The sequence below is a fragment of the Oleidesulfovibrio vietnamensis genome, from assembly GCF_055388115.1.
On the sequence record NZ_AP042419.1, the window covers coordinates 3526786 to 3540652 of the forward strand.

12 protein-coding genes are annotated in these 13867 nt (G+C 62.1%); 11 read left to right on the top strand and 1 reads right to left on the bottom strand.

Translation table 11 applies throughout. The features are described 5' to 3' along the window. Window positions 1-1035, bottom strand: coding sequence for an N-acetylneuraminate synthase family protein (locus ACZ5D1_RS15795; protein WP_011369345.1), 1035 nt, complete (start codon window positions 1033-1035; stop codon window positions 1-3). 293 nt (window positions 1036-1328) lie between these two features. Between ACZ5D1_RS15795 and ACZ5D1_RS15800 the strand changes: the two genes are divergently transcribed. The 11 genes from ACZ5D1_RS15800 (at window position 1329) to ACZ5D1_RS15850 (ending at window position 13846) form a co-directional block, all read left to right on the top strand. Next, window positions 1329-3140, top strand: a complete 1812-nt coding sequence (locus ACZ5D1_RS15800; RefSeq protein WP_464555445.1) for an ABC transporter ATP-binding protein — start codon at window positions 1329-1331, stop codon at window positions 3138-3140. A gap of 64 nt (window positions 3141-3204) precedes the next feature. Next, window positions 3205-3729: a GntR family transcriptional regulator gene (locus ACZ5D1_RS15805; protein WP_027182624.1), complete on the top strand. Its 525-nt coding sequence runs from the start codon at window positions 3205-3207 to the stop codon at window positions 3727-3729. A gap of 17 nt (window positions 3730-3746) precedes the next feature. Next, window positions 3747-4508, top strand: a complete 762-nt coding sequence (locus ACZ5D1_RS15810; protein ID WP_027182625.1) for an HpcH/HpaI aldolase family protein — start codon at window positions 3747-3749, stop codon at window positions 4506-4508. Window positions 4509-4534: 26 nt separating this feature from the next. Next, window positions 4535-5458, top strand: coding sequence for an NAD-dependent epimerase/dehydratase family protein (locus tag ACZ5D1_RS15815; protein ID WP_464555447.1), 924 nt, complete (start codon window positions 4535-4537; stop codon window positions 5456-5458). 117 nt (window positions 5459-5575) lie between these two features. Then, window positions 5576-6349, top strand: a complete 774-nt coding sequence (kdsB, locus tag ACZ5D1_RS15820) for a 3-deoxy-manno-octulosonate cytidylyltransferase (protein ID WP_027182626.1) — start codon at window positions 5576-5578, stop codon at window positions 6347-6349. A 3-nt stretch (window positions 6350-6352) separates the two neighbouring features. After that, entirely contained in the window at window positions 6353-6961 is a 609-nt protein-coding gene (locus ACZ5D1_RS15825) for an acyltransferase (RefSeq protein ID WP_011369351.1), read from the top strand. 56 nt (window positions 6962-7017) lie between these two features. Further along, entirely contained in the window at window positions 7018-7935 is a 918-nt protein-coding gene (locus tag ACZ5D1_RS15830; RefSeq protein WP_011369352.1) for a phosphoglycerate dehydrogenase, read from the top strand. Continuing rightward, the gene (locus ACZ5D1_RS15835) at window positions 7935-8585 is read left to right on the top strand and encodes an HAD family hydrolase (RefSeq protein WP_027182628.1); all 651 of its coding nucleotides are present in this window, start codon (window positions 7935-7937) and stop codon (window positions 8583-8585) included. The genes ACZ5D1_RS15830 and ACZ5D1_RS15835 overlap by 1 nt, the downstream gene beginning before the upstream one ends. Window positions 8586-8644: 59 nt before the next feature. Then, window positions 8645-9604 (top strand): NAD-dependent epimerase/dehydratase family protein, encoded by a 960-nt coding sequence (locus ACZ5D1_RS15840; RefSeq protein WP_051364088.1) that lies wholly within the window; start codon window positions 8645-8647, stop codon window positions 9602-9604. Window positions 9605-9619: 15 nt separating this feature from the next. Continuing rightward, the gene (locus ACZ5D1_RS15845) at window positions 9620-10372 is read left to right on the top strand and encodes a CatB-related O-acetyltransferase (RefSeq protein ID WP_011369355.1); all 753 of its coding nucleotides are present in this window, start codon (window positions 9620-9622) and stop codon (window positions 10370-10372) included. A 3-nt stretch (window positions 10373-10375) separates the two neighbouring features. Continuing rightward, window positions 10376-13846 carry a DegT/DnrJ/EryC1/StrS family aminotransferase gene (locus tag ACZ5D1_RS15850; RefSeq protein WP_464555450.1) on the top strand — a complete coding sequence of 1157 codons (3471 nt, stop codon included), beginning with the start codon at window positions 10376-10378 and terminating at the stop codon, window positions 13844-13846. The last annotated feature ends 21 nt before the right edge of the window (window positions 13847-13867 follow it).

Here is a 13867-nt window from a genome sequence, read left to right on the forward strand (position 1 = left end):
TCACTCCTGTTCCAGCACGGCCTGCAGGTCGGCAGCCGTAAGCACCTCGTGCGCTCCCATGCTGCGCGGCGCCCTGCGCCCCAGAAAATCCTCGTAGCGGGTGGCGCACACGCCGTGCGCGGGCCGCAGCACTGTCAGGTTGTCTTCAGTAAACAGCTGTCCGGCGGCTATATCCTGCGCCGCGTACACGGAACGCCGGAACGATGTCACATGTCCCTGCGCCTTTTCTGTGTCCGTGGGCTGCTTGACCCAGCTGCCCTGCAGCGTGCGCGCCCTGCGGATACGTTTCAGCAGGTCGCGCAGTTCGTCCCGCGTGATTGAAACAAGATGGTCGCGGAAACTTTTTCCTTCCCGCGTATCCGTAAAATGCAGCTCGAGTATCTGCGCACCCATGACGGCAGCGGCATAGGCCGCCTCGCTGTCCGTGGTGTGGTCGGAATAGCCCACCGGCAGGCCGAATGCCTGACGCAGCGAATGCATGACATTCAGGTTGGCGTCGCCGTCCGGACAGGGGTATGCCGAGGAACACTGCAGCAACGCCAGTTTGCCCTGCGTGATATAGGAGGAATCCAGACTGCCGATATACCGCACCGCGGCTTCCACTTCCGGCATGGTGGACAGCCCCGTGGACAGAACCAGCGGCTTACCCGTGGACACCAGTGCCCGCAGCATGGGGTAGGCGGTGAGGTCGCCGGAACCAGCCTTGTGAATACGCACATGCGGTTCTATCCAGCCCAGCCGTTCCCTGTCCCATGCCGAGGCCATGAACTGCACCCCCGCATGGCGGCACATGTCGATAAGCGCCTCGTACTGCCCGCGGCTCAATTCAAATTTTTTAAAATGCCGGTTGCGGTCAGGACTTTCAACGCGGCTGACCAGAGCATCACCGGCGTACACCTGCAGCTTCACGGCATCAGCGCCGGATTCAATGGCCAGCGAGACAAGCTTTCTGGCGTAGGCGAAATCGCCTTCGTGGTTGCCGCCGATTTCGGCTATCACAAACACGGGGTTTTTATCAGATATGAAATAACTCACAGCTTTTTCACCATGTGCGTTCAATTTTGCTGTTCAAAACCGTCATCTCGCGGCAGCCCGCATCTGACGCCCTGCCGCGGTTGCGGACACCGGCCGTGGTGCCTTTTTTCTGTGCGGGCTTTGACGCATGCCCCGCAGGGTGTGTATGGTGCCGTTGACAGTAATGCCTCTTTGGCGATACCTAGTTTGTACAGTTTTTCTGTACTCAAAAAAGACAGGCATGGCAACAACCACACGGCGACACAAGCCGCTCCGCAGCAAAATACAATAACAATCAACAAGATACATCTGACATGCTGCATTCCACTCTGGACGTTCTGCGCAGTATCCTGCACCTTCTCCCGGCTGCTCTCCGCCGCCGGTTCTGGATCATTGCCGCCGGCATGGGGCTGGTCTCCGTTGTCGAAATGCTGTTCATTGCCTGTGTCGCCCTTTTCGCATCGGCATCCACCGCTCCGGAAAGCATACTCGGTTCGGAACGTCTGGCACCGCTGCGACATGCCGCAGGGGCTGCCTTTCCCGCTTCCGCCACGGAACTGCTCATCATCCTCAGCTGCGTCATGCTGCTGCTTGTGCTGGCAAAAAACGCCGGCGCATGGATGCTCACACAGGCCAGCAGCACCTTCTGCGCCCGGGTGGACGCCACCGTGGGCGAAATGCTGCTGCAGCGCTTTCTGCGCAGGCAGTACCTGTGGCATCTGGGCAGACACTCCGCCGATCTTGTGACGCTGCTCACCTGGCGGCGCGAGGTGGGTTCCGCCCTGACATTTCAGGCCATGCAGGGCATGAACGAACTGCTGGTGGCCGCCGTTTCCGTGCTGACACTCATCGCATGGGCGCCGCTGGCCAGCGCCATCATCATGGCGGTGCTTACGCTGGCCGCAGTCATCGTACTGCGGGTGGTCCGCCCCGGCATAGACCGCCATGCCCAGCGCTGGACACGCTTTGACATGGCCGCCAACAAAGCTGCCACCACCGCCCTGCACGGCATAAAAGACATCAAGGCTTCCGGCAGGGGGCAGGCGTTCTTTGATGCCTACCGCCGCAACGTGCGTACCGCCGCCGATGCCGATGCCGTCACCCGCGTGCTGGGCACATCACCCCAGTGGCTGCTTGAAACGGCAGGTATTTTTGCTCTGTGCGGCGTCACGCTGTATCTCACACTGGGCGCCGGCGCGGACGCCGCGGAAATAACCGGCACACTGGCGCTGCTGGGCGTGGCCGCGTGGCGCGCACTGCCGGCGGTCAACAGGCTGCTCATCCGCGTGGCCAACATCCGGCGGGCATTGCCTCAGACCCTGCGCATCATCGACGTGCTGCAGTCCCCTTTTGCCGCAGACCAGCAGGGCAACGACGAGCTGCCGCCCCTGCGCGGCGCCATCACCTTCAGCAACGTGAGTTTTTGCTACGGCGAAAACGGCAGGCCTGCGCTGGACAATATCTCGCCGGTCTTCCGCGCAGGCTCCATGACCGGCATCGTGGGCGCCTCCGGTGCGGGCAAATCCACCATTGCGGACATGCTTACCGGCCTGCTGCCCGTGCAGCAGGGCAGCATAACCATGGACGACACTCCGCTGACACCGCGCACCATGGCCTGCTGGCGTTCCCGCGTGGGCTATGTGGGGCAGAAACCCTACATCATAGACGGAACCCTTGCTGAAAACATCGCCTTTGTCCCTCAGGGGGGTTCCTTCGACCGCCAGAGAGTGCTTGAATGCTGCCGCATGGCGGGCATGGATTTTGTCCGGCATCTGCCGCAGCAGGAAGACACCCCCATAGGTGAACGCGGCGCGCGGCTTTCCGGCGGGCAGGCCCAGCGAGTGGCGCTGGCCAGGGCACTGTACGGCCGCCCGCAGGTGCTGGTGCTGGACGAAGCCACCAGCGCGCTCGACAAAGGCAGCGAAGACATCATCCGTCACACCATACGTTCGCTGGCGCACAACTATACGGTTATCGTCATCGCACACCGGCTTTCCACCATAGAGGACTGCGATTCGCTTATCTGGCTGGATAACGGCACCGTACGCATGCAGGGCCCCGCAGCACAGGTGCTGCCGCAGTACAGACAATTTCTCGCCCTTGCGGCACAGCGCGCACAAAACTGATGCGCGCCCTATTTCCGGCTCTTGAGGGCCGTACATATAACGTCAGGTTTTAGTCATCATGAACATGCTCAGTTCGCTTTTCACATCGAAAACCCGGGTCAAACTGCTCATAAAGCTTTTTCTCAATCCGGACGTCTCGTCCTACCTGCGTGAGCTGGCTTCGGAATTCGAACTCTCGCCCAACGCGCTCAAGGAGGAACTCGACGGCCTTTCGCAGGCCGGCTACCTCAACAAGGAAAAAAAAGGGCGCTACATCTTTTACAATGCCAACCGCAGTCATCCGTTTTTCCCTGAAATAAGCTCCATTGTGCGCAAGCACATGGGCATTGACGGGCTGGTGGAAATCATCGTCAACCATCTGGGCACCGTACTGGAAGTCTATATACTGGACGACTACGCCAACGGCGTGGACAGCGGGCTTATCGACGTGCTCATCGTGGGCGACGTGGACCCCGAAAAAGTACATACCCTGTGCGTGAATGCCGAAAAACACCTGAAACGCAGGGTGCGCACACTCATATTGACCGAAACCCAGTTCGAGGACAGCCGCGACGTGATAATGAAGCGGCCCCACTGGAAAATTTTCTGATCATGACGGAACAAACCATGCATACAGCACAGTCCATACGCGAAACCATGCAACGCGGCCTGCCCTCTGTGGGCACATGGTTGCAGCTGCCCTCTGCCGACGTGGCCGAAATACTGGGCGCGGCAGGCTACCAGTGGGTGGCCGCCGACCTGGAGCACGGCGCCTTCAGCCGGTCACAGCTCCCCGATGTGTTCCGTGCGGTGTCGCTGGGCGGAACGGCCCCCTTTGCCCGCGTGGCCCACTGCGACATGACCGGCATCAAGGCCGCGCTGGATTCCGGCGCACAGGGCCTCATTTTTCCCATGATAGAAACACGCGCCCAGCTGGACGAAGCCATAAGCTGGGCACTCTACCCGCCTGCCGGAACACGCGGGGTGGGATTCTGCCGGGGCAACCTGTACGGCAGAAACTTCGACCACGGCATGGCACAGGCTGCCGAAACCGTTTTTGTGGCGCAGATAGAACACATCCGCGCCGTGGAAAACATTGACGATATTCTGAGCCATCCGCGGCTGGACGCCATCATGGTGGGTCCCTACGACCTGTCCGGATCCATGGACTGCACTGGCGATTTCGCCCATCCGCAATTCACGGCCGCACTGGCCCGCATCGAGTCCGCCGCCAAAGCCCGTCAGATTCCCATGGGGCTGCATATCGTCTCGCCCGATCCGGCAGAGCTGGCCCGCCGCACGGCGCAAGGGTACCGCTTCATCGCTTACGGGCTTGATGCCGTCTTTCTGTGGAATGCCGCACAGAACCCTGCCGCGGCACCCCGCTGAACCTGCAGCCGATAACGGAGTACGTCATGAAAATCACAGTATTCGGCGGTGCCGGTTTTCTCGGTTCGCATGTTTGCGACAAGCTGTCGGAAGCAGGCCACGAGGTCACCATATTCGACATTGTCGCATCCCCGTGGCTGCGCGGCGACCAGACCATGATCACAGGCGACATTCTGGACGAAAACGCCGTGCAGCGGGCAGTGGACGGGGCACAGGCCGTCTACAACTTTGCCGGTATAGCCGACATAGGCGAAGCCGGAGAACGCCCCGTGGACACGGTGAAGTACAACATACTGGGCAACACCATTGTGCTGGACGCCTGCCGCAGGGCAGGAGTCCGTCGTTTTGTCTTTGCCAGCTCGGTGTATGTGTACAGTCAGGCGGGCAGCTTTTACCGCTGCAGCAAACAAGCCAGCGAACTGTACATCGAAACCTACCAGCAGCTGCACGGGCTTGATTACACCATACTGCGCTACGGCTCGCTGTACGGCCCCCGCGCCGACAAGCGCAACGCCATATACCGTTTTGTGCGCGAAGCTCTGGAAACAGGACACATCACCTACTACGGCCGCCCCACAGCGCTGCGCGAATACATCCATGTGGAAGATGCGGCGCGCTCCAGCGTGGAGATACTCAACCCCGAATATGCCAACCTGCACATCGTGCTGACCGGACACCAGCCCATGCAGGTGGGAAATCTGCTTAAAATGATTGCCGAAATGCTGGGCAGGCCTGTCAGTTTTTCATTCAACGACAATCCCGCCAGCGGGCACTACGAAATTACACCGTACAATTTCAGTCCCCGCGTGGGCAGAAAAATGACCCCTGTGCTGCATACCGACCTGGGACAGGGCGTGCTGCATACCATTGAAGAACTGCACAGGGAGCTGCACCCCGAAATGGATGAGGTGCAGGGCGTGCTGGTGCACGACCCCGGAAGCGCCAGCTGAGCCTGCCCCTGAAAATTTATCCCTGATGATTTCTTTCTGATGATTTATTTCTGACAGCCCGCGGCTGCCGCAGCGGCAGTACGCGGGGCACAGCAAGAACACCGCAAGGACACAGCAATGAACATTATCGCCATAATACCCGCCCGCATGGGTTCCAGCCGGTTTCCCGGCAAACCGCTGGCCGACATCCACGGCGTGCCCATGGTGGGCCACGTGGCACTGCGCACCGCCATGGCTCCCGCTGTCAGCGAAACATGGATAGCCACCTGCGACGAAGAAATCATGGAATATGCCCGCAAGGCCGGCATCAAGGCGGTCATGACGGCAGACACCCATGAACGCTGCACGGACCGCACTGCGGAAGCCATGCTGAAAATTGAAGAAATGACCGGTAAAAGCGTGGATATCGTCGTCATGGTGCAGGGAGATGAGCCCATGGTCACTCCGGACATGATAGACGCCGCCATAGCCCCCATGCTGGAAGACGCCTCGGTGAACGTGACCAACCTGATGGCCGACATGGAAACAGAAGCGGAATTTGAAGACCCCAATGAAGTCAAGGTGGTGACAGACCTGCACGGTGATGCGCTGTACTTTTCGCGCGAGCCTGTGCCCTCGCGCAAAAAAGGCGTGCTCAACGTGCCCATGCGCAAACAGGTCTGCGTCATCCCGTTCCGCCGCGATTATCTGCTGCGCTTCAACAGCCTGCCTGAAACCCCGCTGGAACGCATCGAGTCGGTGGACATGATGCGCATTCTCGAACACGGCGAAAAAGTACGCATGGTGCCGTTCTCCGGCAGAACCCTGAGCGTGGACACCCCGCAGGATCTGGAAAGGGCCCGCGCCATGATGCAGCAGGATACCCTGCGCAGAGACTACACCGGAGCCTGACCCATGCTGCCGCGTCCTGAAACGCTCTGCCTGCGCGCTGCGCTGCGCGACAACGCCGAAGAACTGTGGACATGGCTTGCAGCCGTGCCGCCCACCGCAGCGGGCACCCTGCTGCGTATGGCCATGCTGCGGCCGCTGTTCGGCAGCGGCGCGCCCCGTATGGGAACAGGCTGCCTGCTGCGGGGCTGCCGCAACATGCACTTTGCGCAGCAGGTGCGCATCATGCCGCGCTGCAGCCTGTACGCCCGCGGCGGCAGCATCAGCATCGGCAGCCGCACGGCACTCAACAGCGGGGTATTTGTGGACGCCGAAGACGGCGGTACCATAACCATAGGCAGCGACTGCGGCATAGGGCCCGGCACCGTCATCCGTGCGGCAAACCACAGGTTCGGCAAAGCCGGTATTCCCATCAGCATGCAGGGGCACAGGCCGGGCCGCATAGTCATAGAGGATGACGTCTGGATAGGCGCCAACTGCACCATTTTGCCCGATGTACGCATAGGCACCGGCGCAGTTGTGGGCGCAGGAGCAGTTGTGACGCGCGATGTGCCCCCCCATACCGTGGCCACCGGCGTACCGGCGCGCGTCACCGGCAGCCGCTCCGACCGCTGAACGCGCCATCAAACCCGTGCGCATGGCGCACAATATCTGCTTTACGGATAAACAGCATGAAAATAGCCATAACAACGTCGTCATTCGCCCGCTTCAGCGAGGCACCGCTGCAGCTGCTGCGGCAGGAGCACATAGACTATGTGCTGAACCCGCTGGGCCGCAAACTGACCGAAAACGAAACCATAGACCTGCTGCAGGACTGCGTGGCCGTGGCGGCAGGCACGGAACCGCTCACAGCCCGCGTCATGGACGCGCTGCCCGGCCTCAAGGTCATCTCCCGCTGCGGCACCGGCATGGACAACGTGGACATGGAAGCCGCACGCGCACGCGGCATCGCCGTACGCAACACGCCGGACGGCCCCACGCAGGCAGTGGCGGAACTGACCCTCGGACTGGCTCTTGATCTTATGCGTCAGGTTTCGCGCATGGACAGGGAACTGCGTTCCGGCGTGTGGAAAAAACGCATGGGCAACCTGCTGGGGGGCAAGCGGCTGGGTATTGTCGGCATGGGTCGCATAGGCCGCGCCGTGGCAGATATTTTCACTCCGCTGGGAGTACAGGTGGCCTTCAACGATCCGGTATCCTGCTGCGGTGATTATCCCTGCATGCCCGTGGAAGAACTGCTCGGCTGGGCGGATATTCTGAGCCTGCACTGCTCCATGACGGGCGGCGAATGTTCGCTTTTCACCGCGGAACACCTGCGGCGCATGAAACGCGGCAGCTGGGTGATCAACGTGGCCCGCGGCGGCCTGATAGATGAGCAGGCGCTGTACGAAGCCCTTGCCGACGGCCATCTGGCCGGCGCCGCCGTGGATGTTTTCGGCAACGAACCCTACACCGGGCCGCTGAGTTCGCTGGACAACGTCATCCTGACTCCGCACATCGGGTCTTACGCCAAGGAGGCCCGCATACGCATGGAAACCGATACCATTGCCAATCTCATCGACGCGCTGCGCGCCGCCGGAGTGAAATAATGGCGCTGGAACTGGTTGTCTTTGACTGCGACGGAGTTCTGCTGGAAAGCGTGGAGGTAAAAACCCGCGCCTTTGCCCGCACGGTGGAAGAGCACGGTCCCGCAGCCGTCGGGCGGATGCTGGAATACCATGCGGCTCACGGCGGAGTGAGCAGATTCAGAAAGTTTGAATGGTTCTGCACCGAGGTGCTGGGCAGGCCCGCGCGGCAGGAAGACCTGCAGACCATGGGCGAAAGGTTTGCCCGACTGGCCTTTGAAGAGGTTATGGCCGCCCCCTGCGTGCCCGGTGCACTGGAAACGGTGGAAGCACTGCACGGCAGAGTGCCTTTGTATGTGGCATCGGGCGCCCCCCATGACGAGCTGAATACGGTGCTGAGCGCCCGCGGACTTGCCGCACGTTTCGACGGCGTGTTCGGCTCGCCGCCGCACAAGACGCAGCTGCTGGCGGACATTCTGGAAAGAACAGGCGCTGCCGCGACCCGCACGGTAATGGTGGGCGACAGCAGCACCGATCTGGAAGCGGCCACAGCCTGCGGCACCCTGTTTTTCGGCAGGGGCGCGGTTTTTGCCGGCTCCGGCCATCCGTGGGCAGCCGACCTGCACCCGCTCAAGGACCACCTGCTGCAGCTGTTGCAGTGCGGCGGGGCATAACCCGTCCCAAAGCAGACAGACCACGTTCCGGCCCGTGCCGGACACGGAGCATACAGACAATGGCAAACTATCTTGTAACCGGCATTGCCGGATTCATCGGTTCCGCCGTGGCGCGCGCCCTGCTGCAGCAGGGACATCAGGTCACCGGCGTGGATAACCTGACAACAGGATACCGCGACAATGTTCCCGCGGGTGCCGCCTTTATCAAGGCAGACTGTCAGGACGCCGCCCTGTACGATACCGTCCTGCCGCGCACCCCCTTTGACGCGATTTTTCACATAGCCGGACAAAGCAGCGGCGAAGTGAGTTTTGACGATCCCGCATATGACCTGCGCACCAACACTGAATCGACGCTGCATCTGCTGCGGTTTGCCCGCCGCACCGGCTGCACGCGGCTCATATATGCCAGCACCATGTCGGTATACGGCTGCCAGCCGGACGAACCCGTGCATGAAACAGCCCCCGCAGCACCGCTTTCATTCTACGGTGTGGGCAAACTGGCCAGCGAGCACTACCTGCGCCTGCATGAACAGTTCGGCATCCGTTCCACCGCGCTGCGCCTGTTCAATGTGTACGGCCACGGGCAGAACATGGACAACATGCGTCAGGGCATGGTTTCCATTTTCATGGCCATGATGCTGCGCAACGGGCACATTCATGTGAAAGGCAGCCCGGAAAGATACCGGGACTTTGTGCACATTGACGATGTGGTACGCGCCTTCCTGCTCTGCCTCGGGCAGCAGCGCTCGCACGGCGAAGTGATCAACATCGCCGGCAGCGGCCGTGTTACCGTGGGGCAGCTGGTGGAAGAACTGCGTGCTCTGCATCCGGCACCTGTCACCGTGGAGTTTTCCGGCTGCACGGCAGGAGACATGCACGGCATACATGCAGACAAAGACAAAGCCCGCACAGTACTGGGCTATACGCCGCAGGTTTCGCTGCGGCAGGGGCTGGAAGACATGTACCGGCGCACCGCACCTCTGCTGACCCGGCACCACGGGGCAGAAAACGCATCCTGAACGCAGGGAGACGCCATGACCAGCGCAGAACAGCCTGCCATGCACAGCGGCGGCCAGACCGGCTGCAACCATATTCATCCCGCGGCCACGGTGGCACAGGGCTGCGAAATTGCGGGCAGCGTCATGCACGAACACGCCCGGCTGAAAAAAAACGCCGAACTGCGCGACTCGGTACTGGGCGCCTACAGCTATCTTTCTGCCGGTTCCATGGCCGTTGCCGCCGACATCGGCAGGTTCACCTCCGTGGGCCCCGGCGCATATATCGGACTGTGGGAACATGACACCTTCACCACCACCCACACCTTTTACCTGTATGAATCCAGCGGCGGGTTCTGCAAAGGCTGGCGCAACTTCAGCCGCGACAGCATAAGAACGGTCATCGGGTCAGACGTGTGGATAGGAGCCAATGCCGTCATCCGCAAGGGCGTCACCGTGGGCCACGGGGCCGTCATAGGCGCTTCGGCCGTGGTGACCCGCGATGTACCGCCCTTTGCCGTGGTGACAGGCGTTCCGGCGCATGTACACAGGTACCGCTTTGACGCCGCCACCCGCAGCCTGCTGCTGCGCACGCGCTGGTGGGACCTGCCGCGGGAGACAATACAGGACATGGTGGACAAAGAAGTCTGGTACGATATCAATGACCTTGTGGCATATCTGCGGACTCTGCCCGACATGCAGGCCGGACAGACGGCCGGACAAATGGACGGACAGGCGGAGACCCCGCAAGACCGGCAGGCCCCGCAGCAAAAGCACCGTTCACGGAAATGAGCTATGACATCCCCTACGACCGAAGCAAAAAGAGCCGCGCTGCGCCGGAGACTGAGCGAGCTTTCCACCCGTTTCTGCAACGACGAGGTATTGCTGGCTAATCCGGTGCTGGCCAAAAACACCTTCTACGCCGACCTGCTTGCGTCCCTTGACTGGGATGACGCAGCCGTGCACATGCCGCAACGTACCAGATGGCTCCAGATGGCCCGGTATGCATTGCGCAGCACCGTGTGGCTGGCCAGCCTTGCCGTCAATACTCTTGTCACCCGCCTGTGCTGGAGTTCCGGCCCCGCGCAGGAACACGCCGTAAACGGCCTGAACCGCAACACCGCAGCGGAACAGGCCGGACCGCGGCCTCTGGTACTCATCGACACGTTTTTCCACATGAAGCGCATAGTCCGCAACGGCAGATTCAACGAAGTGTACCTGCCCGGACTAAGCGACGCACTGGAAGAGGCCGGCGTGGAATATGCCTACCTGCCGCGCGTCTGCGAAGGGGAGAACCCGCTGGTGTTCTACCGGGCTCTCAGGGTGCTGCAGCAGCAACGTGTTCCCGTCATTCTGGACACACAGCTGTTCACCGTTGCCGACCTGCTGCGCATAGGGCTGGCCGCCATTCGCGCACCCTTTGCCCTGCGGCGCGTTCTGCAGGCCGTGGCCGCGCCGCAGCCGCCTGCCGCCACAGGCACTTCTGCCCATCAGGCTCTGGCCAGATGGAGCGATGACGCACCACATGACACCCCGTCATACGAAAAAACATACGGAAATGATGACATTCCGTCATTAGAAGAGCCACGGGAAACAACACCCCCCGCAGGCGGTCAGCCGCCCTTTGACCGCACCTTCATAGACCGGCGCATCAGCCGTGCGCTGTGGGCGGCCATGCACGACGTCACGGCGCGCTATTACGCACGCGGCATCACCGGCCGCAGGCTGGGAACGGTAACAGACTCAGGCGGCGCGGGTGCAGCGCGGGCCCTCACCGTGGTTTCATGGTACGAAAACCAGCAAACGGAAAAACTGCTGTTCCGCGGCATACGCCGTGCGGGCATCGCGTGCCGCATTGCAGGCGCGCAGCTGCTTGTGGTGCCTCCGGAGCAGATGAACATGCAGCCGGACATGGCCGAAGAACCATTGCAGGTGCTGCCCGACACCATCCTGACGCTGGGGCCGCATGCGCTGGCTGCAGACACCACCGGCAGAGCGGCCGCAGGCGCCGCCCTGCGCTACCGCCATCTGTTCGCCCCTCAGGCGCAGCGGGCATGCCCCGCCAGAGACGTCCTGATTCTGCTGTCCATTTCCGAAGCAGAAAACCGTTCACTGCTGCGCCGCCTGCGCTCAATCCCGTTGCCGCTGCCTCCGGATGCGGCGCTGCTGGTCAAATTTCATCCTGACACCGACCCCGCAGCCTATGCACACCTGCTGCCCAGAGGCAGCCTGACCATAGGCGGCACCATGCCCGAGGCACTCAGCCGGGCAAGGCTGGTCATAGGCACCGGTTCCGGTTCGCTGGCCGAAGCCGCATGCCGCGGCATACCTGTCATTGCGGCTTCCATGGGCGGCAGCGGCGCGCTCAACTACATGCCGGAACCCGGCAGAAACACCATCTGGTTTCCCGCCGGCAGCACACAGGATATTCTGGACCACGCCCGCCGTCTGCTGGGCATGAACCGGCAGCAGCTGGACGCGTTGAAACACAGCGGAACCGCAATGCGGGATACGGTCTTTTTCAACCCTTCGCCGGAACGCATTCTTGCCATGCTGGGACTGGCAGACGACTGCTGGTCCGGAGCAGGGCCGGAACAGGCACAGGAATACATCCGCCACAGGCAAAGCACCCGTGAGGAAGACACCTGTACGTCTCCGGCCGCGGCCGCACATACCCCGCAGCAACGGCTGCTGCAGGCGGTACACGCCGGTCCTCACGGTGCCGCATACGCAGACGCCCTGGCCGCGCTGCCTGTGCCGCGGTATCCGGCTGAAATCAGAAGGCTTGTGCCGTCGCGGGCGGGCCGGACGGCCGCTTCGCTGCGCCGTATGCTGCGCCAGCTGCTGCAACCGCACTGCTTCGGGTTCATCACCGGCGCACCGGCGGCCCCCGCCGCAGTGGTACCGCAGCCGGACTGCGTCGGCGACACGCGCAAGGCTGTGGCGGAATATGAAGAAGCGTTCACACGGTTCATCGAACGCCCTTTATGCATCGACGATGCGCCGCCCGCAGAGGACGCCGCCGCAACCTGCCGCGCAGCGTGTTCCCTGCCGTGCACCTCGCAATGCTCACTGCCCGACCAGCACGGTGCCGGACACACCGGCACGGGCGGGTCTGTCAGCTTTGCCGCCGCACGCATGGGCCTTTACGCCCTGCTGAAAGCTTCCGGAGTGGGAGCAGGTGACGAGGTGATACTCACCGCCTTCACCTGCGCCGTCATGGCCGATGCTGTGCTGCGCACCGGCGCCACCCCCGTATACACCGATGTGGATCCGGTAACGCTGGGCACCTGCCCGCAGGCGGTGGAACGCGCCCTCACAGACCGCACCAGAGCAGTGGTTGCCCAGCATAGTTTCGGTATTCCCTGCCGGATAGAAGACATCGCCCTGATAACCCGATCACGCGGGGTGCTGCTCATTGAAGATTGCGCCCTGACGCTGGGATCGCGGCTGCACGGCCGCACCGCAGGCACCTTCGGCGATGCAGCGATTTTCTCCACAGACCACACAAAACCGCTCAACACGCTTATCGGGGGCGTGGTATACACCCGCAACACTGCACTGTACGACGCGGTGGCCCGCATGGCGCAATCCGCGCCCGAACTGGAAGAGGCGCACCAGATGAGGCTGTGGAAGCAGCTGCTTTTTGAAACACGGTACCATGATCCGGCCCGTTACGGACGCTACCCCGCCGCGGCGCTGCTGCGGCGGCTGTACGGCCGCATGACCGGCAGCGGGCCGGTGCTGCTTACGGCGGATTCCCCCGCAGCCGGCGGCGCCGGGCGTCATACGCATCCTTATGCCTATCCGGCGCGCATGCCTGCCTTTCTGGCACGCGGCGGTACGGCTGCGCTGCGCTGCGCCGCAGCGGCCGAAACACAGCGCAGGGTCATGCTGCAGGGCTATCTGGATGCCGTGGCCGACACGCCGCTGGCAGACTATGTGCCGGCAGCCTATTACGATGCCGACCGTTACATAGTGCCGCACCGGTTTGTCATGCCCGTGCCGCGTGCGGAAAAACTGCTGGCAGCCATGGAACACCGCGTGGACACCGCATGGACATGGTTCCGCGAGCCGGTGGTCTGCGCTCCCGCAGGGCTTGCCTCTGCAGGGTATGTACGCGGTGAATGCCCTGTTTCCGAAACTGTCTGCGCGCACATCGTCAACTGGCCTGTGGACGTACCACCGCAGTATGCCGGAGAATTGCTCGAATTTTTCCGCTCCGCCGTCCGGCGGCACGCGGCACACCATACCGGGCAGCCTTAACAGCCGGCTGCAAACAGCAGA

Excerpts from the sequence above, each read along its gene's own strand:
- kdsB (WP_027182626.1), top strand. The coding sequence starts at position 5,576 with ATGAACATTATCGCCATAATACCCGCCCGCATGGGTTCCAGCCGGTTT.
- ACZ5D1_RS15815 (WP_464555447.1), top strand. The coding sequence starts at position 4,535 with ATGAAAATCACAGTATTCGGCGGTGCCGGTTTTCTCGGTTCGCATGTT.
- ACZ5D1_RS15805 (WP_027182624.1), top strand. The coding sequence starts at position 3,205 with ATGCTCAGTTCGCTTTTCACATCGAAAACCCGGGTCAAACTGCTCATA.
- ACZ5D1_RS15835 (WP_027182628.1), top strand. The coding sequence starts at position 7,935 with ATGGCGCTGGAACTGGTTGTCTTTGACTGCGACGGAGTTCTGCTGGAA.
- ACZ5D1_RS15800 (WP_464555445.1), top strand. The coding sequence starts at position 1,329 with ATGCTGCATTCCACTCTGGACGTTCTGCGCAGTATCCTGCACCTTCTC.
- ACZ5D1_RS15830 (WP_011369352.1), top strand. The coding sequence starts at position 7,018 with ATGAAAATAGCCATAACAACGTCGTCATTCGCCCGCTTCAGCGAGGCA.
- ACZ5D1_RS15850 (WP_464555450.1), top strand. The coding sequence starts at position 10,376 with ATGACATCCCCTACGACCGAAGCAAAAAGAGCCGCGCTGCGCCGGAGA.
- ACZ5D1_RS15825 (WP_011369351.1), top strand. The coding sequence starts at position 6,353 with ATGCTGCCGCGTCCTGAAACGCTCTGCCTGCGCGCTGCGCTGCGCGAC.
- ACZ5D1_RS15810 (WP_027182625.1), top strand. The coding sequence starts at position 3,747 with ATGCATACAGCACAGTCCATACGCGAAACCATGCAACGCGGCCTGCCC.
- ACZ5D1_RS15840 (WP_051364088.1), top strand. The coding sequence starts at position 8,645 with ATGGCAAACTATCTTGTAACCGGCATTGCCGGATTCATCGGTTCCGCC.
- ACZ5D1_RS15845 (WP_011369355.1), top strand. The coding sequence starts at position 9,620 with ATGACCAGCGCAGAACAGCCTGCCATGCACAGCGGCGGCCAGACCGGC.